The organism is Cytophaga hutchinsonii ATCC 33406 (assembly GCF_000014145.1).
Taxonomy (GTDB): domain Bacteria; phylum Bacteroidota; class Bacteroidia; order Cytophagales; family Cytophagaceae; genus Cytophaga; species Cytophaga hutchinsonii.
In genome coordinates, this window is the sequence record NC_008255.1 from 3,327,913 (window position 1) to 3,353,757 (window position 25,845).

At 44.1% G+C, this 25,845-nt stretch carries 23 protein-coding genes; 17 read left to right on the top strand and 6 right to left on the bottom strand.

Going from position 1 to position 25,845, the window contains the following annotated elements:
• The first annotated feature begins 14 nt into the window (after nucleotides 1–14).
• The 17 genes from CHU_RS14130 (at nucleotide 15) to CHU_RS14205 (ending at nucleotide 20,144) form a co-directional block, all read left to right on the top strand.
• Nucleotides 15–1,037: a helix-turn-helix transcriptional regulator gene (locus CHU_RS14130; protein WP_041932418.1), complete on the top strand. Its 1,023-nt coding sequence runs from the start codon at nucleotides 15–17 to the stop codon at nucleotides 1,035–1,037.
• 173 nt (nucleotides 1,038–1,210) lie between these two features.
• Nucleotides 1,211–1,657, top strand: a complete 447-nt coding sequence (locus CHU_RS14135; RefSeq protein WP_011586263.1) for a hypothetical protein — start codon at nucleotides 1,211–1,213, stop codon at nucleotides 1,655–1,657.
• 179 nt (nucleotides 1,658–1,836) lie between these two features.
• Nucleotides 1,837–2,172 carry an ArsR/SmtB family transcription factor gene (locus CHU_RS14140; protein WP_011586264.1) on the top strand — a complete coding sequence of 112 codons (336 nt, stop codon included), beginning with the start codon at nucleotides 1,837–1,839 and terminating at the stop codon, nucleotides 2,170–2,172.
• Between the two features lie 5 nt (nucleotides 2,173–2,177).
• A complete protein-coding gene (locus tag CHU_RS14145) occupies nucleotides 2,178–2,642 on the top strand; it encodes an SRPBCC family protein (protein WP_041932419.1) in 465 nt (154 codons plus the stop codon).
• Nucleotides 2,643–2,672: 30 nt separating this feature from the next.
• On the top strand, nucleotides 2,673–3,056 hold the full coding sequence (locus tag CHU_RS14150; RefSeq protein ID WP_011586266.1) for a DoxX family protein: 384 nt from the start codon (nucleotides 2,673–2,675) through the stop codon (nucleotides 3,054–3,056).
• Nucleotides 3,057–3,101: 45 nt separating this feature from the next.
• Nucleotides 3,102–3,503, top strand: coding sequence for a DUF1801 domain-containing protein (locus CHU_RS14155; RefSeq protein ID WP_011586267.1), 402 nt, complete (start codon nucleotides 3,102–3,104; stop codon nucleotides 3,501–3,503).
• Nucleotides 3,493–3,681: a YdeI/OmpD-associated family protein gene (locus tag CHU_RS19885; RefSeq protein WP_316910141.1), complete on the top strand. Its 189-nt coding sequence runs from the start codon at nucleotides 3,493–3,495 to the stop codon at nucleotides 3,679–3,681. The genes CHU_RS14155 and CHU_RS19885 overlap by 11 nt, the downstream gene beginning before the upstream one ends.
• Nucleotides 3,682–3,700: 19 nt before the next feature.
• Nucleotides 3,701–4,246 carry a dihydrofolate reductase family protein gene (locus CHU_RS14160; protein WP_011586269.1) on the top strand — a complete coding sequence of 182 codons (546 nt, stop codon included), beginning with the start codon at nucleotides 3,701–3,703 and terminating at the stop codon, nucleotides 4,244–4,246.
• An 80-nt stretch (nucleotides 4,247–4,326) separates the two neighbouring features.
• Nucleotides 4,327–4,893 (top strand): DUF4256 domain-containing protein, encoded by a 567-nt coding sequence (locus tag CHU_RS14165; protein WP_011586270.1) that lies wholly within the window; start codon nucleotides 4,327–4,329, stop codon nucleotides 4,891–4,893.
• A 171-nt stretch (nucleotides 4,894–5,064) separates the two neighbouring features.
• Nucleotides 5,065–7,356 (top strand): DUF7619 domain-containing protein, encoded by a 2,292-nt coding sequence (locus CHU_RS14170; RefSeq protein ID WP_011586272.1) that lies wholly within the window; start codon nucleotides 5,065–5,067, stop codon nucleotides 7,354–7,356.
• Nucleotides 7,357–7,716: 360 nt separating this feature from the next.
• Nucleotides 7,717–8,421 carry a hypothetical protein gene (locus CHU_RS14175; protein ID WP_011586273.1) on the top strand — a complete coding sequence of 235 codons (705 nt, stop codon included), beginning with the start codon at nucleotides 7,717–7,719 and terminating at the stop codon, nucleotides 8,419–8,421.
• Between the two features lie 12 nt (nucleotides 8,422–8,433).
• Nucleotides 8,434–12,423, top strand: a complete 3,990-nt coding sequence (locus CHU_RS14180) for a T9SS type A sorting domain-containing protein (RefSeq protein ID WP_011586274.1) — start codon at nucleotides 8,434–8,436, stop codon at nucleotides 12,421–12,423.
• Nucleotides 12,423–12,908, top strand: a complete 486-nt coding sequence (locus CHU_RS14185) for a hypothetical protein (RefSeq protein ID WP_011586275.1) — start codon at nucleotides 12,423–12,425, stop codon at nucleotides 12,906–12,908. The genes CHU_RS14180 and CHU_RS14185 overlap by 1 nt, the downstream gene beginning before the upstream one ends.
• A gap of 2 nt (nucleotides 12,909–12,910) precedes the next feature.
• Nucleotides 12,911–16,105, top strand: a complete 3,195-nt coding sequence (locus CHU_RS14190; RefSeq protein WP_011586276.1) for a gliding motility-associated C-terminal domain-containing protein — start codon at nucleotides 12,911–12,913, stop codon at nucleotides 16,103–16,105.
• A gap of 11 nt (nucleotides 16,106–16,116) precedes the next feature.
• Nucleotides 16,117–17,841 (top strand): gliding motility-associated C-terminal domain-containing protein, encoded by a 1,725-nt coding sequence (locus CHU_RS14195; RefSeq protein ID WP_041932420.1) that lies wholly within the window; start codon nucleotides 16,117–16,119, stop codon nucleotides 17,839–17,841.
• Between the two features lie 12 nt (nucleotides 17,842–17,853).
• Nucleotides 17,854–18,852: a PorP/SprF family type IX secretion system membrane protein gene (locus CHU_RS14200; RefSeq protein WP_011586278.1), complete on the top strand. Its 999-nt coding sequence runs from the start codon at nucleotides 17,854–17,856 to the stop codon at nucleotides 18,850–18,852.
• Between the two features lie 194 nt (nucleotides 18,853–19,046).
• The gene (locus CHU_RS14205) at nucleotides 19,047–20,144 is read left to right on the top strand and encodes an AI-2E family transporter (protein ID WP_011586279.1); all 1,098 of its coding nucleotides are present in this window, start codon (nucleotides 19,047–19,049) and stop codon (nucleotides 20,142–20,144) included.
• Between the two features lie 72 nt (nucleotides 20,145–20,216).
• Here CHU_RS14205 and CHU_RS14210 read toward each other — a convergent pair whose 3' ends face one another.
• From CHU_RS14210 to CHU_RS14235, 6 genes are all read right to left on the bottom strand, one after another.
• Nucleotides 20,217–22,253 carry a LamG-like jellyroll fold domain-containing protein gene (locus CHU_RS14210; protein WP_011586280.1) on the bottom strand — a complete coding sequence of 679 codons (2,037 nt, stop codon included), beginning with the start codon at nucleotides 22,251–22,253 and terminating at the stop codon, nucleotides 20,217–20,219.
• 513 nt (nucleotides 22,254–22,766) lie between these two features.
• Complete coding sequence (locus CHU_RS14215) at nucleotides 22,767–23,354, bottom strand: DUF1543 domain-containing protein (RefSeq protein ID WP_011586282.1); 588 nt, start codon at nucleotides 23,352–23,354, stop codon at nucleotides 22,767–22,769.
• 146 nt (nucleotides 23,355–23,500) lie between these two features.
• On the bottom strand, nucleotides 23,501–23,809 hold the full coding sequence (locus tag CHU_RS14220; RefSeq protein ID WP_011586283.1) for a hypothetical protein: 309 nt from the start codon (nucleotides 23,807–23,809) through the stop codon (nucleotides 23,501–23,503).
• A 323-nt stretch (nucleotides 23,810–24,132) separates the two neighbouring features.
• Nucleotides 24,133–24,774 (bottom strand): metallophosphoesterase, encoded by a 642-nt coding sequence (locus CHU_RS14225; protein ID WP_011586284.1) that lies wholly within the window; start codon nucleotides 24,772–24,774, stop codon nucleotides 24,133–24,135.
• A gap of 294 nt (nucleotides 24,775–25,068) precedes the next feature.
• The gene (locus CHU_RS14230; protein WP_011586285.1) at nucleotides 25,069–25,413 is read right to left on the bottom strand and encodes a hypothetical protein; all 345 of its coding nucleotides are present in this window, start codon (nucleotides 25,411–25,413) and stop codon (nucleotides 25,069–25,071) included.
• Between the two features lie 34 nt (nucleotides 25,414–25,447).
• Nucleotides 25,448–25,765 carry a hypothetical protein gene (locus CHU_RS14235; RefSeq protein WP_049755616.1) on the bottom strand — a complete coding sequence of 106 codons (318 nt, stop codon included), beginning with the start codon at nucleotides 25,763–25,765 and terminating at the stop codon, nucleotides 25,448–25,450.
• Nucleotides 25,766–25,845 lie beyond the last annotated feature (80 nt).

The following is a 25,845-nucleotide window of genomic DNA, read 5'->3' on the forward strand; positions in this document are numbered from 1 at the left end:
CACCCCATATTGATATGCCGATTAATAAATTAGCTCTGGTCAGATACAAAACAATTGATTCCTGCCTACAGAACCGGTTCCGCAAATGGACACTGGAAGACTTAATGGAAGCATGCTCCGATGCCTTGTATGAATATGAAGGTATGACAAAAGGCATCAGCAGACGTACCATACAACTCGACATACAAAATATGCGCAGCGAAAAGCTCGGGTATAACGCGCCGATTATCGTAACAGATAAAAAATTTTACAGCTACGAAGACAAAGGATACAGCATTACCAATTCCCCGTTAACGCAACAGGATCTGGGCACATTGGTTGAAGTGCTGGATGTATTGAAGCAGTTTAAAGGCTTTGGGTATTTTCAGGAATTAACCGGCATGGTTACGCGGCTGGAAGATAAATTATATACGCACCAGCATAAAGGAAAATCCTATATCGATTTTGAAAAGAACGAATTACTGAAAGGACTGCAGCACATAGATCTGCTTCATAAAGCCATCATCAACAAAAAAACGGTTGATATTTTATATCAATCGTTTAAGGCTGCATCAGCACAAAATATAACATTCTATCCATATTTGTTAAAAGAGTACCGCAACCGCTGGTTTATACTTGGCTGCAACAAACGTACGAAAGCAACAATGATCCTGGCACTGGATCGTATCGAACAGTTTAAGGAACTGCGTTCAGAGAAATACATGAAACCGGATTTTGATGTCGCCACTTATTTTGATGATGTAATTGGTGTTTCTAAAATGCCAAATCAGGAACCGCAATTGATTGTATGTAAAATCAGTAAAGAACATGCGCCCTATATTATAACCAAACCCATACATGCTTCACAGCAGATTATACGCGGGGAAAAAGACGGAACAGTGTTTTCCATTCATGTAATCTGGAATTTTGAACTGGAACGGGAGCTGCTTGGTTTTGGCGAACAGCTTCAGGTATTGGCACCGAGAAGAATTCAGGGTAAATTAAGGGCCAGAATGAAACGCGCTGTTGCAGCGTACGAATCTGAAAAAAAAGAATAAAACATACGTACCAATGTATAATGCATAATAATGCATACATAGCCGGATCTTAGATACCGGCTATGTGTTTTTAAGGCAAAATATAATCTTGTAACATTTTTCTGAAATCATGTAAAACATAGCAGCCTTCAATGCACCAACTTTGATCTATCAAAACAACAACTAACACAGCTATGAAAAAAATAATTGTATTTCTTGCAGCAGCAGCTTTTGCATTGCAGGTAAACGCGCAGACACAACCTGAAAAGGTAGCAGATAAAGATGTACCCGCAACTGTTGTCGGCACATTCGAATCTAACCATCCGAACGCAAAAATGGTATCATGGAAAAAAATGGACGGTAATTATGCAGCTGAATACGATGAAAGCAGCACTAAAAACTGGGCTATTTATAATGCTTCCGGTACGTTGGTTGGTACGAAAGTAAAATTAAAAGATGAAGAAGTTCCTAAAACGGTATCTGATTATGTAAACAAAAACCATAAAGATGCTGTCAACAAAGAATACTTCAAAATGAAAGATGCTAAGGGCACAGTAACTTATGGTGCTAAGGTAAAAGACAAAAAACTGATCTTTGATTCAAAAGGTACTTATATCAAGACTGAAGATTGCAAAGAGTAATATTTTTAACAGAAGGGTAAGTAAATGCGTCTTGTCGGTAGGGGTTCCGGCAAGGCGCTATTTTTTTATATCCGTTTTCCATTCTAGTTTTCCATTCTATAATTATCCTCTGAAAATTTTTATTGAATTATTTGCGTAGCCAGATAACTACACTATATTTGTAGCCAAATAACTACACAATGAATTTAAGGAGAGACGTATTTCAGGCCATAGCAGATCCGACACGCAGAGCAATTCTTATGCTGCTGGCTACCCAATCTATGACAGCGGGCGCCATTGCATCTAACTTTGATACTGCACGCCCAACGGTTTCAAAACATCTTCAGATTCTTACAGCATGTGAATTATTGAAACAGGAACAAAGCGGCAGAGAAATCCACTATCTTATCAATGCAAAAAAAATGAAAGAAGTGGCTGATTTTATTGAGCCATTCCGCACGATGTGGGACGACAGATTTAACAAACTTGAATCTGTAATGAAAAAATATGCCGCTTCAGCAAAAAGAAAAAGTTGAATACAATGGAAAAAAAAACGAACATTCATGCAGAAGACGGGAAGCAGGATTTACTGATTAGCCGGGAATTTGACCTGCCTGTGGAATTACTGTTTAAAGCCTACACAGAGCCCGAATTTGTGGAGCAATGGATGGGAACAACGGTACTAAAGCTGGAAAATAAAAAACACGGCAGTTATCAATTTGAAACCACAGACCCAAAAGGAAACAAACATGGCTTCAATGGCACCATCCACGAATTTGTGCCGGATAAAAAAATAACGCGCACGTTCGAAATGGACAATACCCCATTCCCAATCCAGCTCGAATTTCTGGTATTTGAAAAAACAACAGAAACCACCAGCAAGCTCAACATGCATGTTATATACAAATCGGTTACCGACAGAGACAATATACTGAAGCTTCCTTTTGCGCAAGGAATAAATATGGCGCACAACAGAATACAGGAACTCCCAACCAAACTGAAATAAAAAATTAACTGTTATTATTTACGTACTGCTATGACAAAAAGAAATAAAATCATCTACTGGATCGCAACAATCTGGCTTGCATTAGGCATGTTCTCAACCGGTCTTGTACAATTGATACACATGAAAGAAGAAGCCGACATGATGGCGCACCTGGGTTATCCGCTTTATTTTTTAACCATTTTAGGCGTATGGAAAATGCTTGGTGTTGGAGCCATCCTTGTTCCTGAATTCCCATTAGTAAAAGAATGGGCGTATGCTGGTTTTTTCTTTTCCATGTCCGGAGCGATTGCTTCGCACGCAGCTTCCGGTGATGGAGCCATGGAGTTTTTCGGACCAGCACTTTTACTTGTACTAACTGTTGTATCCTGGTATTTCAGACCGGCCGGGCGGAAAACAGCCGCAGGGAGTGTATAACCATTTTCAAGTGAAAAAAGATCATTCCTATTAATATGTACCTATATGAATTCAAAGGTTGACTTTTATTTTACCAAAGCCAAAACATGGCAGCAGGAAATTGAAGCGCTGAGAACAATTGTTCTCAGTCCGGATCTGGCTGAAGTATTAAAGTGGGGCTGTCCGTGCTATACACTGGAAGACAAAAATATTGTGTTGATCCATACATTCAAAGAATACTGTGCATTGCTTTTTTTCAAGGGTAGTTTACTGAAAGATCCAAAAGACATTCTTGTACAGCAAACGGAAAATGTTCAGGCTGCGCGACAGATGCGGTTTACCAGCCTGCAGGAAATTAACAAGTTGAAAACAGTTATTAAAGCTTATATCAAAGAAGCCATAGCGGTAGAAAAATCAGGGCAAAAAGTTGAAATGGAAAAAAACAACGGCGTTTGCTATGCCGGATGAATTCAAACAGGTTTTAAAAGAAGATGCCGCGTTGAAAAAAGCATTTAATGCATTGACACCTGGGCGCCAACGTGGCTATCTGCTGCATTTTTCTTCCGCCAAACAAGCTAAAACGCGCGTGGCCCGGATCGAAAAAAGCATTCCCGATATTCTGGAAGGCAAAGGTCTGAATGACTGAAATAAATTATTGATAGAGAATGAAAAAAGTACTGCTGGATTTAGCTGTAACGTTAGACGGATTTATTGAAGGACCGAACGGAGAAACCGACTGGTGCATCATGGACGACGATATGAACGTTGAAGGTTTCCTCGCAAGTATAGACACGATATTTTATGGCCGCGTAAGTTATGATGCCTGGGGAAAATTTCAGCCCGATAGTACCGCAAGTGCTGCTGAACAGAAGCTCTGGCAGGCGATACATGCAAAGAAAAAATTTCTTTTTTCCAAAACCGTAATGCAGGACAAACAGGCAACAATCATAGCTTCTGATATTGCAGCGTATGTTGCTGAAATTAAAAAGCAGGGCGGAAAAGATATCTGGCTTTACGGAGGAGCAAGTTTAATCAAAACATTCATTCAGTTAGATCTGATTGATGTCTATAGAATATCTGTGCACCCGATAGCCTTGGGAAGCGGCAAGCCTTTATTTGAAACATTACAGCACCGGTTGAATTTAAAACTAATCAAAACCAATATATTCCGATCGGGTGTCGTACAGCTGATCTATGAACCGGAAAAATAAAATATCATTTGGTAACGGTCTTTACCGTTTCTATCAAATGGTTACATTATAACTGCATTCTTTCTCTAATTTACGTCCTTATGAAAAACATAAAAAAGAAATTACCAGCCGATCAGGCAAAAGAATTGCTCAGCATTCTGAAAGCACGTTTCGAAAAACACATGAACCGGCACAAAGGCCTTGAATGGCCTAAGGTAGAGGAAAAGCTAAAGGCTTCCGATGCAACGTTGTGGTCACTGAATGAAATGGAAAATACAGGTGGCCAACCGGATGTAGTTGGCTACGATAAAAAAACAAACACCTATACATTTTTTGACTGTTCTGCAGAAAGCCCTAAAGGCCGCAGAAGTGTGTGTTACGATCATCAGGCATTGGAATCGCGTAAAGAAAACAAACCCGCAAACAGTGCTGTTGAGATGGCCGCAGATATGGGCATTGAACTTTTAACAGAACAGCAATACAGAGAATTGCAGACGCTGGGCGAATTTGATTTAAAAACATCCAGCTGGATCGCAACAACAGGGCCGGTCCGTAAACTGGGCGGCGCACTCTTTTGTGACCGACGCTATAATACCGTATTCCTTTACCATAATGGGGCAGAATCCTATTACGCAGCCAGAGGATTCCGTGGTTTTTTAAACGTATAAATTACGTCATTTTCTATTTTACAGGTATCCAGGGAAAGCACCTGCAAAATAGCTTTATGCCTTTTAAAAAGTACCCTGCTTCTTTTTAAAAGGCTTTTAAATGAAGCAAAATGTAAACATATTTTCATATATTGCAATTATATTTTATAACTAACACTGCTTTTAACCGCTATGAAAAAAAACACATTCTTTCTCTTGTTTGTTGCGCTGTTTACAACCATTCAGCTCTACGCCCAGCAGCTGCAGCCAATTCCGGATCCTGTACTAAGAAGTTTCTTAATCGCTGAATTTCCTGAATGTTTTAGCGGAGACCTGATGGATACTTCCTGTTATATAGTTAAATACCGGGATGAACTGAATGTATCCAACATGGGTATTTCTGATCTTTCCGGCATACAGTTTTTCACACATCTTACAACCTTGAAGTGCTCGAAAAATAATCTGACAACACTGGAGGATGTACTTCCTGATTCCCTGCGGTTCCTGGATTGTGAATACAATAAACTTACGCTCCTGCCTGCCCTGCCCCATGGATTAAATGTACTCCTGTGCTCCGGCAACCAGCTTACAGCACTTCCCGCCTTACCTTCAAAAATAGATGTTATTCATTGCTCCAACAATCAACTCACACAGTTACCGGCCTTCCCGAATAGCTTTTCTACCCTTGCAGCGGATAGCAATAAAATTGCTGTATTGCCCGCAATACCAGACTCCCTGTATTATATAAGCATCACAAATAATGCGCTTACAGAGTTTCCGGCCGTTTCAGTCGCTGCGAATAAAATATTTTATATAAACGTTTCTGATAATACGATTACAGCAGTACCTGCAGTACCGCCTTCCTTACAATTCCTGCAAATAGCCAACAACCTTATTTCTGAATTACCTGCTCTCCCATCGGGACTGTTATCATTAGGCTGTTCTAATAATCAGATCAGGTGCCTGCCCTATTTGCCAATGGGATTGAAGTGGCTGAGCTTTAGAGAAAATCCAATCACCTGCATGCCTAATATGCCATCCGATCTGATTTACTTCAGCCCTTCAACTACCACGATCTGTACGGCTGAAAACACCACACAGAATAATTGCACCTATTATACACCAGCAAGAGGAATTGTGTTTGTAGACTATAATGGTAATAACATACAGGATCCGGGAGATACAGTGATACAGGACATATTGATCTCTGCCACAAAACCGGATGCACCCCAAACGCTTACAGATGCCATGGGAAGATTTACCTTATATCTTGCTCCCGGAACATATGTTTACCGCGCAAATGTTTCAGATACCCTGTTTACGCTTTCAGCACTTCGGCTCATTAAAATTGTTGACGGAGTAAGCAACGCCGCGTCCTATGATTTTGGATTAGTACCTACAAAAGAAATCAAAACCCTGGCTGTTACGATTACTGCTTCTCCACAACCAAGGCCGGGGTTCCCTACAGGGTATACCATCACCTGCATCAATACCGGAAACTTTCCGGTAACAAATGCAGAGCTGCGTTTTTCGTATGCACCTGAATTCGCCTATGAATCTGCGTCCTTACCTTACACCAGCCACCAGGATACGGTTATTACCTGGAATATTCCGGTACTGTACCCGGGAGAGAAAAAAAATATTTCTGTTGCATTTACCTTGCCGGCCTTTGTAGCACTTGGCACACCATTACCATCCAGCGCTGTGCTGAAGCCCATTAATGCAGGCGACACCACACGCAACTACTGTTTTTTACATAACGAAGCAAGAGGATCGTATGACCCGAATGACAAGAATGTTTTGCCGGAGGGTACGGTAACACCCGTGTTCATTAGCAACCAGGAAAACCTGGAGTACACGATCCGTTTTCAAAATACAGGCAATGCAGATGCCATCAATGTAGTGGTAATGGATACAATCAGCAGCAAACTTGATATCGAAACATTAACCATGTTAAGTGCCAGCCACCCGTACAGATATGAGCAGCGCGGCAATAAAGCCATATGGACATTTGAAAATATTCATTTACCAGACATGCAGACCAACGAACCTGAAAGCCATGGCTATATTAAATTTACCATCAAGCCAGTTACAGATTTGGCATTAGGAGATGCCATAACCAACAGAGCAGGTATTCTGTTTGATTTTAATGAACCAATCATTACAAATACAACACAAACAATTGTAGCCGAGCCGCCGGTAGTAACAGGTATTACCAGCAAAGCATCCCCTGCAATGAAACTGACTGTTTATCCAAACCCTTGTACAGATAAGGTTACTATAACATTCAATGAACACAGCTATTCCGGTAACGCGACTCTCCGCATATGGAACAATTTAAATCAGCAGGTAATAAATCAATCTGTTGTTCTTAACAAAGGAATGAATACATTGGAAGCAGATGTTCACCGTTTACCTGCGGGCATGTATTATATTGAAATAAGTTATAACGGAGCATCCCATACCTCAAAACTCCTGAAATAAAGTAGGGGCAACCCTTGCGGTTGCCCTTTTAAATATAGGGTTGCCCTTTTAAATATAGGGTTGCCCTTTTAAATATAGGGGTATCGTTTTAATATAGGGTACCGTTTTAATATATGGTACCGTTTTAATATAGGGGCAACCGAAAGAGTTGCCCCTATATTTTTTTCCCACGCTATTGATTTATTACCTAAAAAAGGTATTTTTACAACGCATTTAATATCAAATATTTATGTTAAATGTGGAATTGTGCATTTGTTACTTCACAGAACAGTATTCATCTTTTTCCTTAAACGAATCTCTACATACTACCCCGGGATTATTTTAGCATCCGGATAAACACAAATAGAAAATTCTACATTCATGTTCAGACGTATCATCTGGGTTGCCTGTTTCTGTATAATAACAGGTACCCTTTTTTCGTGTTTTGAAATCAAAGAACATATCAATATCCGTGAAAATGGTTCGGGCTCGTATTCTTTCCTGATGGATCTTTCTCAGATGAAACCGATCTTTGCTTTCAGCCGCGACTTTCAGCGTTCTATGGGTGATACATCTGCACGAGCAAAAAAAGCAGCTGCAATGCCAAACCCGCTGCTGCAGATGAAAGCCAAATTCGATGCGCTTCAGCCTATGCTGGAGTCGGTACAGGGAATTTCAAATTATAAAACGGTGTGTGATACCACGTCTTATATTATCGGCGCAACGTACTCATTTGCATCCATGGAATCGCTGAACAACTCTATCAACATACTGCGCAACGCCACCAACAACGGAGGAACTACAGAAACAAGGCACTATACATTCAATCAAAAACATTTTGAAAAGTTCAACGATATTTCCAAAGAAAGTGTAACCGGCCCTACAAGCAGGAACGACAGCCTTACGAACGATCTGTTAAAAGGCGCGCGCTATACTCTTACCTGTACATTTGAACGGAAAATAAAAGACGTAAGCAATCCTTTATATTTTATCAGTGCCGATGGCAAAACACTTTTATACACCGGCTCACTGCTTGATATCATGAACCAGAAAACCAATATCGGCAATTCTGTCGTTTTACATTAATGCTGTAACAACATGAAGAAATTCTTATTTCTTGCAGCCGTTTGCGGTATCGCGTTTACACAGATTGCCCAGGCACAATGGATCAGCAGCGGCAACACACGCAGTATTTCACTCGGACAATCAATTGCGCGCGATGCTTCCGGAAATGTATACGGAACCGGCACCTTTACCTGTGACCTCATCATTCAGCAGGACACATTACATAACCCATCCTGCGGGTCTGCAACAACGCTGCCGCTGGCCGTATCCCGGTTTGATGGTTACCTGGTAAAATATACCGCAGACGGAAAACTCCTGTGGTCAAGACAGATTACAGGAAATGAAACAAATACCTTATTTGAAATAACAGGAGTTTCTGCTTCACCTTCTGCACTATTTATTACCGGGCATTACAAAGGTTCGTTAACCTTCGGCAGCACCGTTGTTACAAACAGCACTGCGGTAAACGATGCATTTGTTGCCTGTTATGATCTGAACGGAAATTTCCTTTGGGTAAAAACACAGTTTGCACGCAAAGCAGCGGATGAAGCAACAGCAGCATCTATATCTGCCGGCACAGATGGCAGTGTGGTGTTTACAGGAAAATACAAGGGAGCTTTTATTTCTTCCAATGACGCGGACACCATTCGTTCTTCAACATATGCCTTTTATCTCATGAAGTTTAATGCATCAGGTACCTACCTCTGGCTAAAATCTTCCAAAGGAAAAAACGGCGGCTCGCGTGCCGAAGGTAAAGATCTGTGGCAGGATACAAACGGCAATATTTTTCTCACAGGTAATGTGACCGATACTGTATTTGTTCAATCAGATACCTTAACCTTTGCTACAGGCACCTCAGGTATTTTTATTTCTAAATTTAATTCCAGCGGAAAACTCACCTGGCTCAAAAAAGAACGTGCAGCACATGTAAATACGATTGAACTTGAAAAAAGCCAGAAATTTTTCCTGCTGGGCGGAGATTATAAAAACAATAACAAATTAGACACAACAACATTAACAACGGCTGCCAGCTATGGCGGGTATGTTGCGCGCTACGATACAGCTGGTGTCATGCAGTGGGTGAAAACCCTTACTGTTCCAGCGGCAGATTCTGCAGCAGTTGTATTCGGCATAACGGGAGATACAGACGGAAGCGTATATGCAACCGGTATCTTCGGAAAAAAAACATCTTCCGGTGCCGTGCTTACTGCAGGTTCTAAAAGCATTACAGCAAGCCCGGGTTTTACTTTTTATGTAGCCAAATACAAACAGGACGGCACCACACAATGGCTGCAATCTTATGCCAATGGAAAAACAGATGCCGGTACAGATATTGTCGCATACGATTCTTCACAGGTATTCATCACCGGATATTTTAATACGTCCATGCGCATTGACAGCTCGGTTGTAAGTAACAGCAGCGTAGGTCTGAACGCTTTTGTTGCACGCATCGATGCCTGTCCGTTTTTCAGCGCAACGGTTAAAACACCTGCGTCGGTTGTAGCCTGTAAAAAAGATTCGATACTGCTTCAAGCCGTTACAGGATCAGGGCTAATCTATCAGTGGCAGAAAAACGGTGTAAACATAAGCGGTGCTACAAACACAAATTTCTATGCCAAAGATTCCGCCTTATACCGTGTAGTGGTACATTCCTCTGATCCTGCAGTAGGTTGTGTAAAATATTCTCCGGGAATTTTCATTACCATCAATCCCTTGCCTGACACAGCCGTTCATTACAGCGGCAAGCTTGAATTCTGTCAGGGAGCAAACGTAACACTCAATGCTTCGTTTGGCAACACCTATAAATGGCTGCTTTCCGGCACGCCCATATCAGGTGCCACAGGTGCAAGTTATACCGCTTCAACGTCAGGTAAGTATCGTGCTGTACTTACAAGCAACAAAGGCTGCCGCGATTCTTCCCGTACATTTACCGTTGTTGCAGAACCTGTTCCCGCTCCGCTCCTTACACCTGCCGGTAAGTTTACGATCTGCCAGGGCGATACCGTTTTTATGCAGACCACTGCAACACCCACATTTTCCTATCAGTGGTACAGAAACAATATTCTGCTGACACATGATACACTTACTGCTTACAAAGCCTTTACAGCAGGCCGGTACAAAGTGCAGGTAAAAAACAGATTGGGCTGCGCCACCTTTTCCCCGGAAGATACCGTACTGGTGAATTCTGCACCAGCAGCAAACATAACAAGCAGCGGCAGTTTAACAAGCTGTCCGTATACATTACCTACGCTGTATACCTCTGCCGATGCAACAACCAACACCGTTCAATGGCTGAAAGACGGAAGCGTGCTGCCTGTAAGCGGAAACGCTTATACGCCTTCGCAAAGCGGTGTATATCATGTACGGGTAAAAAATGCGATTAACTGCAGCAATGAATCCGCCAAGCTTACGGTAACGATCCATGCACAACCAACAGCTGCCGCTACGCTGGCGGGTAGCAGTAGCTTCTGCGCCGGAGATTCTGTGCGCATCACTGCAACTACCGGCACCTACACGTATTTATGGCAGCGCAACGGCATAACAGTGCCCGGTGCTCAATCCGCCGTATTTTACGGCAAACAGGCGGGCAGCTACCGCGTAATTCTTTCTGATAACAATCAATGCAGCGATACATCAGCTGTTGTACCGCTTACCTTATTCCCTGTTCCCACTGCTTCCATTCAGCCTTCAGGCAATCTAACCTTCTGCACCGGAGATTCTGTCCGGCTTGATGCTACTTCCGGTACCGGCTTATCTTACGAATGGTTCCTGAACGGAACAGCGGTGCCAGGCATGAACAGCCGCACACAAACAATCAAAACAAGCGGTGATTATACCGTGCGCGTATACAACAGCATTGGCTGTGCCGACACATCCGCAGCATTTAATATCCATGTATACACTGTTCCGCCGAATACGGTAACCTACTCCGGGCCGCTGGAATTCTGTGCCGGCGGACAGGTAACGCTTTCAGCGGCAGAAGATCCCGCTTTCCTGTATCAATGGAGAAAAAATAATGTAACGGTTGCATCCGGAGGAAACAGTGCCAGCTATAGCGTTACCACTTCGGGCACGTATACGGTTGTTGTTTCCATCAATGCGAAATGTACCAGTACATCCGGTCCGCATACGGTTACTGTAAAACCGATGGTGAAACCGGTGATCACGGTTGACAACGAATTTATTTCTACCGCTTCTTTCCTTTCCTATCAATGGTATAAAAACGGTTCGCCTGTTGCAGGCGCCGTGAACCAGATTTATAAAGTAACAGAAAACGGACAGTATTCGCTGCAGGTAAGCGATGTAAGCACATGCAGTGCAGAGGCCGATCCGGTAACCGTATGTATTCCTGTTCCGCATATACAGTCTAACGGAAATGTACTGAGCGCTACCCCCGGCAGCAGCTATCAATGGTACGTAAACAACGTGGCTATATCCAACGCAACAAGCCAGTCGTATCTGGTGAATGCAACCGGCGATTACAAAATACGCGTAAGCCGTGCCGATGGCTGTACCTCTTTCTCCAACACACTTCACATCTGCATGCCGCCGCCTGTTATTACAGCCGGTGAAAATTATGTACTTACTTCTTCTCCCGGATTAACGTATCAGTGGTTCCTGAACGGAACGGCCATACCGGATGCAGATACACGCATTATTGTTGCCGCAGAAACCGGCGATTACACCGTACAGGTACAGGATCTTTCCGGATGTATTTCTGTATCCGTGCCGGTATATATTTTTGTAGACATGCTATCCATTACAAACGGGTTCAGAAATGCTTCCGTACGGTGTTATCCAAACCCGTTCGACAACCGCATCAGCATTGATGTACAGTCGTTATCCCTGCTGCCGCTGAACGCATCTGTATATGACATGAATGGCAGCCTGCTTACAGAACAGCTCTTAATCAATGCCGAAGAAAGTATGCCCACAGACCAGCTTCCTCCGGGCTCTTATGTGCTGCTGCTGACAACAGCCTCTGACAGATTTTATTACAAGCTTCTTAAAATGCCGAAATAATGTACCGTGTTTTAGTTCTTATGGTTTTACTTGTAACAGCGTTGAATGCCGGCGCACAGAATGGCAGCCGCTACCTGAAAGCAGAGCGGTATACCTTTCCGGAAACCGGCCTGAGCATTCAGGCACCGCAGCATTTCGATACTACTTATATGTACAAAGGGTTACTGCACAAAGCAACCTCAAGTTCGCTGGTATCAACCAAAGCAGCCGGCAGAAATCCGATCGCTTTTAACCAGGGGCTGACGAAAGAATATTTCAGCACACAAAATCTTGTACTGATTAAATCTGAAAAAATGGTAACCGCTCATTGGGAAGGCGTGCTGTATTACCTCACGTTTGAAGTTAAAAATGTGAAGATGCAGCGCATGATGCTGGTCACAGGCACCTACAACGATACCTATATTATCATGGCAAACTTTCCCGACATGTTCGCCTCGCAATTGACCGTACCGATACGGGAAAGTATGTTCACGTTACTGTTTTAAACATGAAGCGGAATACAACATATAGTATTTATACCTGCAGTAATGCGTTACTGAACACGCTGAAAGTGTCTCTGCTTTTGGGTGCGCTGCTGTGCAGCCTGACTGCGCAGGCACAAACCAAAACGGTTGAGCACGATGTAGTCTTTGAAACCGATTCCATGCAATCGATGTGGGGGCCGGGCGAAGGATTTAACATTAACCGCACGACAAATTTTTTCGATCGTTTTGAAAGTTCGTATCCGTTTGATACGCGCCCGGGCTCCATCTTTTCTGTTGCCGGTTTTAAATTCGGTGCGGGTATCTGGGGCAGATTTGCGTTTGGTATCGGCCCGCTGGCCTTTAAAGTAAGCGGTTTCGAAGGCGGCGGTGTTGGTGTCAAATACCCCATCAAAACCAGCCTCGTACTTCCGGAGGACTCTACGTTTAATGCCGGTGAAACCGTTACCATAAAGACGGATTATACCGTACAGGAAGATTTCGAATTAAATACTGCATACCCGGCTACCGGCGAAGTGAGTCTGGACATGCCGATCATGTTTGACATGAAGGTTGGTATTGACGTCTGCTTGTTTGAATGTTTCAGCATCCGCATCTTCCCGCCTGATTTTGCGGGCGATGCCATTCCGGACCCGCTGGTTGATATAAACTGGGTTATTCTTAAAGTGAATAAAGATGAGATCACCTACCCGTGTCTGAATATTCCGCCTGTATGCAGCATTGACATTCCGGAAGGCTCTACATCCGGTACCTTACCCGCAAGTTCGCCGTTGAGTGGCAGCGTTAAAATTCCGCATGTAGAAACAACGGCATCAAAAGAAGGTAAAGACCTTGTGGCCAGCGGCGGTGACCCATACCTGATCCCAAGCCTGGATATCATTCAGCTGCTCAGCTTTGCGCCCCCGCCGATCGGTACCTTTTTCGGTATCCTCAGTTCTGGCCTGCAGATTCCTCCCGGCGGCATCAGGGACTTTGGCGGTACACGGCGCTTTATCGGCTTAAACTGGACCTTGTTCACGATGAACCTGAACATGCCCGTTTCACAATCTCAGCAGTTCCGCTTCCACCCTACCGTCAACCTCAAGCTGCGGCTGCCCGTGGATGTGCGGTATGTATACACGGATATAAAAGAAGGAAATATTGTTGAAGGAACGGATTCCATCATCGACGTACCGCTTGGTGCCGATCTGAAGATCCAGTATCCTTGCAACATGTCGCACATGGATATGCATGCGAGTTATGTAATCTCTACAAATGAATTTTCCAACCGTACCTACGACCACGTAGATGTTGAACTGGTCTTTACCGCATTTGAATTTGGCATTGAATTTCCGGATTTCGATATTATTCCCCGCTTCTGCATCAGCATTCCGGTGGTAGGCGATCTGTGTTTTCAGCTTACCGTACCAGGCTTTGAAATCAGTATCGGTCCGCTGGTACAGCCGCCGCCGGTGCACCTGGCAGGCTTTGATCTTCCCGATTATGTAAACCGTACCTGGGAACTGGAAGGTTTTTCAGAGCAATATATTACGGAACCCTTCCGGCTTGTACCAAGAAAAATTAAGACAACTGTTGCCGTCAGTAATGCCCTGTGCTTCGGTACAGCCACAGGCGGTGCTTCCTTTGATGTAACCGGCGTCACTGCACCTGTCGCCTATCAGTGGTCTACAGGCAGTACATCTAAAGACCTGAGTGCCGCTCCGGCAGGAAGACAGTATGTTATTGCAACAGATGTAAATCAATGCCGGGTACATGCCGATGCGCTGATCAGTCAGCCGGATCCGATCCGTACCGCAATCGCTGCCTCAAACCTGGTCTGCTATAATGATTTTACCGGAACAGCTTCTGTTACGGCTTCCGGTGGTATTCCTTCCTATACCTATGCATGGACAAACGGACAAACATCTGCTGCTCCAACAGGATTGCCGGCAGGCAAACACGTTGTTACCATAACAGATGCGAACGGATGTAAACAATCCGATTCGGTTCTGCTTGCACAGCCACCGGACATCCGCGCAGTGATTCTGAATGCGGTAAACCCTACCTGTTTCGGAAAAGCAGACGGCTCTGTATCCCTGGATATAAGCGGCGGTGTGCAGCCGTACTTTTATCAGTGGACCAATGGTGCATTCGACAAGGATATACGCCTGCTGTCCGGAGGAACCTATGCCGTAAACATGCGGGATGCAAACGGATGTACGCGTGATCTGAGCGCTACGCTGGTTGAACCTTCACAGCTGCTGCCCACACTTTCAGTATTAAGCGATGTGGCTTGCCTTGGTGGCAGGAATGGAAGCATCCTCGCTGATGTCAGCGGGGGAACACAGCCGTACCGCTATACCTGGAAAAATGCAGACCTGGAATTAAGTGCTGTTTCCAATCTTATCAGCAGTCTGCCGGCAGGGGTTTATTCTCTGACTGTGCAGGATAAAAATAATTGTACGGCAGACAGCTACATTGAAATTACAGCCCCGCAGTTTATACTGGAAAGCAGTGTAACCAAAACAGACCTGAGCTGTGCCAATGGTACGGATGGAACAGCGCAGGTAGCCGTAACCGGCGGCACCTCGCCTTACCTGATCAGCTGGTCAAACGGTGCAAGCGGTACATCCGCTTCTGATCTTGCAGCCGGTACCTATACAATCAATATACTGGATTCTAAAGGATGCGCAACGGTTAACAAAGCAGTGATTGCTTCTCCATCCGGCATGCTTGTTACAATTTCAGTGAAAGACATCTCCTGTGCAGATCAGCAGGACGGAGAACTGCAGGCTGCGGTAACAAAAGGTACGCCGCCGTATACCTATCTGTGGTCAAACGGTTCTGCCGAACCTTCCCTGAAAGACCTTGCTGCCGGCATATATACCCTTACGGTTACAGATAAAAAATCCTGTACACATACCGCGGATGCTACGGTTGCCGCCGGAAACGGAGATTGCCTCTTTATTCCGGATGCCTTCTCTCCCAACAACGACGGTGTAAATGACCGCTGGGTATTACGCAACATCCGGCTTTATCCGAATAACACCATGCAGGTATTCAATCAATGGGGACAGCAGTTATACAGCGCGTCCCCGTATCTCGAACCATGGGACGGCAGGCACAACGGTAACTTATTGCCGCCGGCAACCTATTATTATATTTTCAGCAAAGGTGATGGTTCTGCTTCTGTAACGAGCCCGCTCACTATTATAAAATAAGTACAGGAATTATGAAAAAAATCTTTCTGTTCGTATTTGTGTTGTGCTGCATGTCTTTTTATAGCTATGCAGACTATGTCCCGTGCAGCTTCACTGTTGCCTTTGACAAACAAGACGTCAGGTGCCACGGAGAAAAAAGCGGATCGGCCAGGGTTCGTGTAAATATTCCATCCGGCATCGCTTACACTATTGAATGGTTTGACGGTATCACAACCGATGTACACGCCAATCTTCCGGCCGGAACATTTTTTGTTAAGATAACCGACCAGACCGGATGCAACGCCAATTATTTTGTAACACTCGCGGAACCCGATCCGTTGGCCGTCACTGCAGACGTAACAGACCTGCGCTGCTATCAGACACCGGAAGGAAAAATAACACTCGTTGTAACAGGCGGCACACCAACCTATTCCTATCAGTGGAGCAACGGTGAAACATCTGCCGATGTAGCAGGGTTAGCGGCCGGTAACTATTCCGTACAGGTAGAAGATACCAAAGGCTGCATTGCCAGCCTGAGCAGTATGGTTAAACAGCCCACACAATTACTTTCTTCCTATGAAGTAAAAAATGTTTCCTGCTTCGGAGGCAGCGATGGTACCATTGATCTTACTGCTTTCGGAGGTTTTCCCTTCTATACCTATACCTGGGACGACGGCACGCAGCTGCAGGATGTCTATAACCTGAAAGCAGGCGTACACGACGTAACCATTAAAGACGTGAACGGCTGCATAAAGCTTACATCCATCATTGTAAACCAGCCAGACCCCATCACGACAGAAAAAGTTATTACCGATGTAAAATGTTACGGCTTTAAAGACGGCATCATTGACCTCACCGTAAGCGGCGGCGTTATGCCGTATACATTTAAATGGTCTACGCCTGAAATTGTACTCGGGCAAACGGAAGAAGACCTGGCGAACATTCCCGTAGGCACCTACTACCTGCTGATCAGGGATTTTTTTCAATGTGAATTTTACGATACCATGAACGTAAAGGAATCGTTCCTGCTTGTTACCAATCTTGACATTTCAGACGCGGTCTGTTACGACAGTTCCAACGCCAGCATTGACCTTACTGTAACAGGAGGCTTACCTCCGTACTCCTACTTATGGTCAAGCGGACAAACCACACAGGATATTTCTGCGGTGCATGCAGGTATCTATAACGTACTGATTGATGATGTGAACGGCTGTACTGCACTGGTACAGGGCGAAATTAAACAGCCGGATAATCTTACGTTTGGGTTTTCGGTAAGTGAGGTTTCCTGTAAAGACAATGACGACGGAAGTATTGTAATGACCAACAGCGGTGCTGTAGCACCTTACAGCTATTCCTGGTCAAACGGCGTGGATACAAAAGACCTGTATGACCTGCTTGGGAATAATTATACCATAACGGTAACAGATGCACATGCCTGTCCGTTCTCTGCAACCGTTACGGTGCCTACCAACCCGAGAGCCTGTATTACGCTGATCACGATACCCAACGCGTTCTCCCCGAACGGCGACAATACCAATGATGTGTGGGTGATCCGCGATTCGGATCTGTATCCGGATATAAAAGTAAAAGTCATTAACCAATGGGGTGAAACCATTTTCTCTTCTACCGGTTACCAGGAGCCGTGGGACGGTACCTACAAAGGGCATGACGTTTCCGGCGGCACGTATTATTATGAAGTAAATTTACATTCCGGTGATGATGTACCATTCAGCGGAACATTAACGGTTATCCGATAACAGCATTTGTTTATGAAACGCATATTCAGCATTCTTGTGGTATTGACACTGAGCCTGAACGTACAGGCCCAGCAGTGGGCCTTATACAGCCAGTACATGTTCAATCAGTTTATATTGAACCCGGCTGTTGCAGGCTCAGATGAAAAAATTCCTGTAATGGCAACGGTGCGCCGCCAGTGGCAGGGCATGAAAGATGCCCCGGTTACACAATCCCTTTCCGCACACGCCTACACCGGCCAGTATGTAGGGCTTGGCCTCAACATCTTTAATGAGGTAGCCGGCCCCAGCAGACGCACGGGCTTAAGTTTCTCTGCTGCGCGCCACTTCCAGGTAAGCAAAGCAAGCGATACCTGGTTCTCCTTCGGCCTGTCCGGCACCTTTTACCAATTCGGCTTTGATCCGAACAAGCTGCATTTCGACCAGCCCAATGATCCGGTTATTACTACGGCTGCAATCACGAAATTTATTCCCGATGCAGCTGCCGGTGTGTATTTATACAACTCGCAGTATTATGTCGGATTTTCCGCGCAGAACCTCGCGCAGACACCGATCAACTTATTTGATATCGCGGATAAGAATTACAACCCGGCCAGCCGTGTCTTCTTTTTATCTGCCGGGTATGAATTTGTAGTGAGTGAAAATTTAAGTATTGAACCTTCTACCCTGGTACGTAAAGTATTCGCCGCACCCTATCAGATTGATCTGAATGTTAAAGCAAACATTGTGAAACATTTTACCGTTGGTGCATCGTACAGAAGCAGCGATGCGGTAGTAGCGCTGGTGGGTATTAATATTCCCAGCATCTTTATTGGCTACAGCTATGACATCACACTCAATCCGTTGAAGAGCTACAGCAGGGGAACACATGAAATCTATGTAACCGTTAAGCTGCAGAATGCGCTGCACAAAAACGGCACGCATTTCAACAATCACCACAATACCCGCGGACATGGCCACCGCCCGGCACAACGCAACGGTGGTAAAAACCCGTATAAACTGCCAGTGCAGTAGGGACAACCTTTACGGTTGTCCGTTAATACAGCAGGGGCAACCTTCACGGTTGCCCTGCATTATGGGATTTCTGTAATACAAATGCTACAGGGTATAATGTTTCATTTTTCGTATGTGTGATCTTTGTGCCCATAAATGTTTTATAAAAAAGGCAACCGTTTAAAAAGGCAACCGTGAAGGTTGCCCCTACCATTATGACTGAAAAATTACCCCTGTATCACAAACTGGCCGTTATCACAATCGGACTTTTCGTTTTCTTTTATGTATTATTTTTGGGACAGGAAATACTTGTGCCCTTAACCTTTTCGTGGCTGCTTGCAATATTGTTAAATCCCGTTGTTAATTTTCTGGAGCGAAAAAAAATAAACCGGATCGTAGCAATACTTCTTGCAATCACCTTGATGATTGTTGTTACCGCAGGTATCTTGTTTTTTATCGGCTCACAGTTTTCGATGTTTGTGGATATGCTGCCGCAATTAAAACATAAATCCACTGAACTTGCACACAAAGGTCTTACCTGGCTGTCGCATACCTTTAACATTACAACGCCAAAGGTAAACAGCTGGATCAATGAACAGAAAGCAAAAAGTATGGAAGGTGCAAGTGGTTTGCTTGGTACCACACTTGGTACGGTTTCGGGTGTGTTTTTTGCCTTATTCCTTTTGCCTGTCTACATATTCCTGTTTTTATTTTACAAACCACTGCTGCTGCAGTTCATAGCAAAACTGTTTTCAAGTGATAAGCATACGGTTGTGGCGGATGTATTGAAAGAGACAAAAAGTCTTATACAGAATTATTTAGTCGGACTGATGATTGAAATGTGTATTGTAGCTGTTATGAACAGTGTTGCCTTAATGCTTATCGGCATTCCTTATGCGATTCTGCTTGGTGTCATCGGCGCAATACTTAATTTAATTCCATATATCGGTGGAATCGTAGCTATTGCCCTGCCAATGATCATGGGCCTGATGACCGACACCCCTGCTTCTGCGCTTTACGTGTTCCTCGCCTATATGCTGATTCAGTTTGTCGACAACAATTTTTTAGTACCGAAGATTGTTGCTTCGAAGGTTAAGGTAAATGCATTTATTTCTATTATCGTAGTATTGATCGGCGGTACGTTGTGGGGCGTGGCAGGTATGTTCTTATCTATTCCGCTGATCGCGATTCTGAAAGTAATCTTTGACCGCGTTGATGCGCTTGAACCTTTTGGTTTTTTAATCGGGGATGAAATGCCCGACCAGGCAACGGGGATCTTTTCGCTGCATAAGAAGGAGAACGATGCAGCGTAATGAATCTGTGGCAAGGAAATAATAAAAAAGGGGCAGCTGTGAAGGCTGCCCCTGCTGTTTTATTCAACAACTTTATTCAACAACGATTTTTTCTACGCGGTTGTTTGTTTTCAACATATACATACCCGGGTTCAAGGATTCTGTGCCGACACCTTCTGCCTGCGCACCGCTCAATACCTGAACACCTGATGCATTGTATAAGGTATAGGATTCAACTTTTTCACCGAAGTTCAGATAGCCTTTCACTGGATTCGGATACGAGAAGATCGTTGCCGGAGCCGCTGCTGTTCCTGCAGATGTGTTTGTCTGTACCGCTGTGTAATGCTGATCTTCTGCAACAGCCGTACGCGCGATTGGTGTGCCGGTAGATGCCGCCACCGCGATGCGTGTAGTGATATCGCCCGCATTGCTGGAGTATCCTTCTGATACAATGTAATACGTACCCGCTGAAAGATTCACACTGAACGACGCTCTGTAGCTGCTGCATACCGGGCCGTAATCATCTATCTGATAAACTACCTGCTTGTTGCTGTTCAGTAAATAGATGTATGTATCCGACAAACCTGAAGAACAATGGTCTGCAGTAACAAGAGACGTGGATGCAATGGTAAACTTGTAGTACACATCATCGCTCAGGTTTCCAAGGTCATTATCAAACCCATAGCCTGTTGAATTGTTCTGGGTGTTGCTGTAGGTTTTGCCCTGCGCAATGGTACCTGCATTAAACGGAAATTCAAAGGAAGAACCAATACCTCTCTGAATACCTACAGTACTTGTTGCCCATACCGGATCAACCGATTCTGAAGATGCAGAAGAACCTAACGTACCATGATTGAAGTTGGATACGGCACTGCTGTACGCAACCTGCCCGGTGCCTTCATCCAGCCTCCAGTAGCCGGTAAGTCCGTAGGCATTGCCTGCAAGTGTTGTGTTGTATGTGGCAGCGATCTCCGCGCCAGTACGTGCCACATTCCAGATACGCACTTCGGCAATATCACCGTTGAAATAGGTGTTCGATGCATTCGCCAGATCATGGCCGATGCGTACATTACCGGCATCTGTGATATCACCCGTACCTGTGTTCACCGTACGTGTCTGTCTTAAGGTACCGTCTACATAATACTTCAGTGTATCGTCCTTGCGCACAATGGCCAATGCGTGTACAGCATTATCTGTAAGTACCGGGCAGGAGGCGCATGGATAGTTTGTACCGTTGATATTGATCCATGGTTTACCGGAAGACCATACATCCGGACCCGGCACCAGAAATACGGAAGCACCGTTCAGGTTAGATGGATTACGGTCTGATACAATTGTCGGGTACAGGTATGCCTGTGTAGACGATGCCTTGATACGGGCTTCGTAGGTAAAGTCTCCGCTGCCGGTATTCAGCGCGCTGTAGGAAGCAGCCTGTACATAATCATCGCTGCCGTCAAAACGCAATGCATTGGCAGGGATGGTGTAGGTAACTACTAATTTAGGACGCAGGTCTGCCCGCGGGTTGTTTACAGAGGCAAGTGTCAGGTTGCGGTACAGATTTGAATACGATTCGCTCTGCAGTGCCAGCTCGAACCCGTCGTAGCTGCTGTTTGTAACCATGTCCTGCACCAGGCTGGTTACATTTACGCTGAAGTTGGTTGTTGCACGGTAACCCGTAGCAGCAACACTTGCACGGTTTGTTGTAACAGACGATGGGCGTGTACTCCAGGTTACAACCGTATCTACCCACGAAGAGGTAATGCGGCTGATGTAAATGGAGTTGTCATTTGCCAGGTTGTAGTTATGCGCATTCATATCTGTTGTGCTTGTTGTATCACAGAACAGGTATAAGGTTGCACTTGAAATAACGGCGTTGGACGGAAGCTGTGCTAGTTCAGGATACTGGATCAATCCTCTGCCCACAGTAGGCACACCGCCGTGTGTCCACAGGTACGGGCGGAAGTTCTGTGCCTTGCCGTAGTTGGTTGTTTCGTAACTGCTGGTTACATTCTGTTTGCGGATCCAGGTATCTTTTGCGTCTGCAAAGGTTACCGTTGTTTGTGCAGAAGCCTGCAACACTGAAACTGCCGCTGAAGCCAGCAGCAATTGTCTGAATAATACTTTAAACATATAGGGTTGATTTTTGTGTGAAAAAATTAGTAGTTAAAAGAATTAAAAAGATTGTTCTGTAAAAAGACGTAAACCTCTTTGGGTTTATGTACTCGTAGGGTTTATGTTCCGTTCATACACAAAATGGGTTTAAGTGAATATTCATTTGAAATGTATCGCGTTAAACCTGCGGCAACTAAAAATAACACCGTAATGATTAACAGCGACATTAAAAAACGCGTGTTGAAATAACGTCAAAAAAAAATATCAAACAAGAACTTTGTGGCAGGATACCGCTGATTTTATCACGGATACAAAAGAAATTAACGGGCGTACAATAACCGGTTAACAACACCATCAATAGTATTATCGAAGGATAATACTATTGATGGTGGAACGCATAAGCATCCGGAATTTAAAACGGGGGAAACGTTGCTTGCGGAACGGGGCAAATGTAATTTATGCAATGGGGCAACTGTTGCTGGCGGAACGGGGCAAATGCGATTTGTGCAACGGGGCAAATGCAATTTGCCCCTACGTAATTTTCCATAATGGCAGGTATCCCAGGTGGATATTGTCGGGTACGGTTTCGTTTTCTGTTGCTGCTGTGATTTCAATGGTGTATCGCGCCGAAAAAATTTCGGGTAAAATTTCCTGCACGCTGTAAACATCATCTGCATCGATGCCGTATTTATCGTCGATGTGTGCGGATGCGCCTTTAAAACCATTCTGTTTATAAAAGGTTTCTTTCTTCGCTAAGGCTACTGCGGCATCGGCATCTTTGGCAACGATCAGCATTTTGTAATGGTGTTCTTCAAACTCTCCTTTGCGGTACCCGCCGAGGTTGATAAAAAATAAGTTCAATGCACCTGTTGCATCTATTGTTTCTGTTGCTTCTGTTTTTAACCGCGCACGGATCGTGTACTGCTGTACCGTGTGTACTTCTCTCCAGGCGTCTGCGTGCAGGTTCTTTTTTGCTTCGGGCCAGAATGCATGCATCGCCGGAACGAGTTCTTTTAAGGAATCGCCGATGCCGAAAAACACATCGTGCTGTTCGGTGTGCCTGCCGGCAGGTTTGCAGCCCAGCAGCAGCATAAATAATTTTGGTTGGGAAATATTCATATGATCAGAAACACAGTAGGGGCGCATGATTGCGCCCTTTAATAAGTATGATTGCGCCCGTTAACACGCATGATTGCGCCCATTATAGCGCCAGTGTTGTTTTCGCATTTCATAGCATCACGTTCATTGTCTGTTTACCGCGGAGACTACTTCACCAGATCTACTACCCAGCCGCTGATATGGAAATCAAACCACTCTGTAAACAATTTAAATGTTCTGTTGGGCGGCCATTCTGATTCATCGGTACACATGCCTTCCAATGCATCTTCAAAAATCTGTTTATAATATTTTTTCATTATTTTTTCTGAAATATCCATCTCCTCTTTAACCAGATACGTGTAGGATTCTTTATAGCCATGTGATTCCATAGGCATATCCGGGAACACGCGATCGTTCCAATCCGCAAAGGGTTGCTTATAGACGATTGTGATTGCACAGCGATTAACAATGTTCATATAAAATAAGTTATTTTCTTTACTTTCTAATATTACCTGTTTGTATATATAAAAGCAAATCGGTTCTGTGGCGTCCGTCAGTCTTTAGATCATACCTCTGCACGGAAGATGTGACGGCTATTGCGCAGTCTTGATTGTATTCCTTAGTAATCATTCCCATTGTCTTAACCACTGATTACGTTTATTGAATGGATTACGCTGAATGCATTAACTAACATCGCTTGAAAAATAAAATCATTCAAGCATTGACTTAATATACAAATGAAAAAATATGATACTGTTTAATAAAGAACAATCATAGTAAATCATAAAAATCAGCGTAATCAGTGTCCGCCGCGGCGGAAAAGACATTTGCCCCTATCAAATCCCGCATGTTCCCCGCACTTTACATAACCCAGCTGGTTGGTAAGCAGCTGTGTGTTGCCAATGGTGAAATCGGGCACATTGCTGTGGTGGTGACCATAGATCCAGTAATCGGGGCTTGCTGCTTCTATCAGATCATATAGCTCTGTTGCAAAGGCTTCGCTTAATACACTGCCTTTGTACTGCTGCGGGTAATGCTGAAACGTTGGTATGTGGTGACTCACCACAACCGTTGTTGCTGCGTATTTTTGCTGCAAGGCTTTTTGTATAAACGAAACACTTTCTTCATGCTGCCGGTTAAACTGCTCCACTGAAAATGGTTTGCCCTTGTATTTGATCACATGAAAATCACTCATGCCCTGCGATATCTGAAAAGCAAACGCAGGACTGATCTGTGACCAGAGGGTTGAAAAAATAAGCTGCACGCCATCCTGCTCTACTGCAGCATTATTCACCAGCGATACATTGTCTTTGATTTTTTCGTGCAGCATTCCGCTCCGGTCTGCCATGTCTGAATTGTACCATTCATGATTGCCCGGCACCCAATAGGTATGCTGAAAATGATCTGAGAGATAACTGAAAAAATCCGCATGTTTGTGCATGACTGCATCCGCCGCGGCGGAGGTACGATATCGCCTGCCAGTAGTAATATATCAGCCTGCGTACTAATAGGATTTGCCTTTACAAAGTCTCTGTTCTGAGAGAATTCCAGATGCAGGTCGGAAGCGTATTGGATGATCATTTTCTATATATAGTTACCCTGTTCAATGTTAATTAGGCAACAACTTGTTGCCTAATTAACATTGAACAGCTTGTTGGACAAATTAAACCATTTCGCAAGTATGCAACAACCTGTTGCGTACTTGTATTTAAAAATAAGGATCAAAGCTGGTTGACTATTCAGCGTTTATACCGCAATTCAGTTTAATCTTTTGCAAAAGTAATTCATTGTAAAAATCAAGCGCCAGATAATTTATACCATCTATAAAATCAGTTACATGCAGATCTATTAAAGCTGCCATTTTTTTATCGTATAGGGCATACAATTCATCTTTGCGCTCTGTTTCTTCAAAGCCAATCAGCTTTAAAACAATTACATTCAGGTTTGAATAAAAATTCTCGACCAATGCCCCGGCATTTTCCAAACCGTATATAAGTTTCACATTACGCATATCTGCCTTAATCAAGGTTAGAATGAGTTCTTTTTTTGTTAGGTCGGGTAGTTCAATTTGAGTTACCATAGCTGTACGTTTACATGTCTTTACAAGCCTCTAATCATTCATTTCCTGTTTCAATCTTTATCTGCATATACATATCAAGCAACGCATCCTTCCATTCTTCTTCATCCATAGGCGATACCTTTTCACAGTGCTTATCCAGCAACTCCGTGTACCCGTCATACAGACTATCCGGCCGATACTCAAAGCCTGCCAGTGAGAGGATGAGTGTACTTAAATCGCAGGTATACGCAGCATCAAAGCCGGCTTCTACCAAGCGGTTGATTTTCATTTCTTCGGAAATAAGAAACAACATAACCTCTGCTGACGGAGGCATTTTAAAAAGTTTGAGGTTGGTCGGAAGTTCTATCTGCATAGTTTTAAAAAAGATATATGAAAGTGTTGCAATACTAATAATTAATGATGTAATAAACAAATTAATATCCTTAAAACATA

Bases quoted from the DNA above. Each gene is read 5' to 3' on its own strand.
- CHU_RS14130 (WP_041932418.1), top strand. From the start codon at position 15: ATGCCGATTAATAAATTAGCTCTGGTCAGATACAAAACAATTGATTCC.
- CHU_RS14135 (WP_011586263.1), top strand. From the start codon at position 1,211: ATGAAAAAAATAATTGTATTTCTTGCAGCAGCAGCTTTTGCATTGCAG.
- CHU_RS14140 (WP_011586264.1), top strand. From the start codon at position 1,837: ATGAATTTAAGGAGAGACGTATTTCAGGCCATAGCAGATCCGACACGC.
- CHU_RS14145 (WP_041932419.1), top strand. From the start codon at position 2,178: ATGGAAAAAAAAACGAACATTCATGCAGAAGACGGGAAGCAGGATTTA.
- CHU_RS14150 (WP_011586266.1), top strand. From the start codon at position 2,673: ATGACAAAAAGAAATAAAATCATCTACTGGATCGCAACAATCTGGCTT.
- CHU_RS14155 (WP_011586267.1), top strand. From the start codon at position 3,102: ATGAATTCAAAGGTTGACTTTTATTTTACCAAAGCCAAAACATGGCAG.
- CHU_RS19885 (WP_316910141.1), top strand. From the start codon at position 3,493: ATGCCGGATGAATTCAAACAGGTTTTAAAAGAAGATGCCGCGTTGAAA.
- CHU_RS14160 (WP_011586269.1), top strand. From the start codon at position 3,701: ATGAAAAAAGTACTGCTGGATTTAGCTGTAACGTTAGACGGATTTATT.
- CHU_RS14165 (WP_011586270.1), top strand. From the start codon at position 4,327: ATGAAAAACATAAAAAAGAAATTACCAGCCGATCAGGCAAAAGAATTG.
- CHU_RS14170 (WP_011586272.1), top strand. From the start codon at position 5,065: ATGAAAAAAAACACATTCTTTCTCTTGTTTGTTGCGCTGTTTACAACC.
- CHU_RS14175 (WP_011586273.1), top strand. From the start codon at position 7,717: ATGTTCAGACGTATCATCTGGGTTGCCTGTTTCTGTATAATAACAGGT.
- CHU_RS14180 (WP_011586274.1), top strand. From the start codon at position 8,434: ATGAAGAAATTCTTATTTCTTGCAGCCGTTTGCGGTATCGCGTTTACA.
- CHU_RS14185 (WP_011586275.1), top strand. From the start codon at position 12,423: ATGTACCGTGTTTTAGTTCTTATGGTTTTACTTGTAACAGCGTTGAAT.
- CHU_RS14190 (WP_011586276.1), top strand. From the start codon at position 12,911: ATGAAGCGGAATACAACATATAGTATTTATACCTGCAGTAATGCGTTA.
- CHU_RS14195 (WP_041932420.1), top strand. From the start codon at position 16,117: ATGAAAAAAATCTTTCTGTTCGTATTTGTGTTGTGCTGCATGTCTTTT.
- CHU_RS14200 (WP_011586278.1), top strand. From the start codon at position 17,854: ATGAAACGCATATTCAGCATTCTTGTGGTATTGACACTGAGCCTGAAC.
- CHU_RS14205 (WP_011586279.1), top strand. From the start codon at position 19,047: ATGACTGAAAAATTACCCCTGTATCACAAACTGGCCGTTATCACAATC.
- CHU_RS14210 (WP_011586280.1), bottom strand. From the start codon at position 22,253: ATGTTTAAAGTATTATTCAGACAATTGCTGCTGGCTTCAGCGGCAGTT.
- CHU_RS14215 (WP_011586282.1), bottom strand. From the start codon at position 23,354: ATGAATATTTCCCAACCAAAATTATTTATGCTGCTGCTGGGCTGCAAA.
- CHU_RS14220 (WP_011586283.1), bottom strand. From the start codon at position 23,809: ATGAACATTGTTAATCGCTGTGCAATCACAATCGTCTATAAGCAACCC.
- CHU_RS14225 (WP_011586284.1), bottom strand. From the start codon at position 24,774: ATGCACAAACATGCGGATTTTTTCAGTTATCTCTCAGATCATTTTCAG.
- CHU_RS14230 (WP_011586285.1), bottom strand. From the start codon at position 25,413: ATGGTAACTCAAATTGAACTACCCGACCTAACAAAAAAAGAACTCATT.
- CHU_RS14235 (WP_049755616.1), bottom strand. From the start codon at position 25,765: ATGCAGATAGAACTTCCGACCAACCTCAAACTTTTTAAAATGCCTCCG.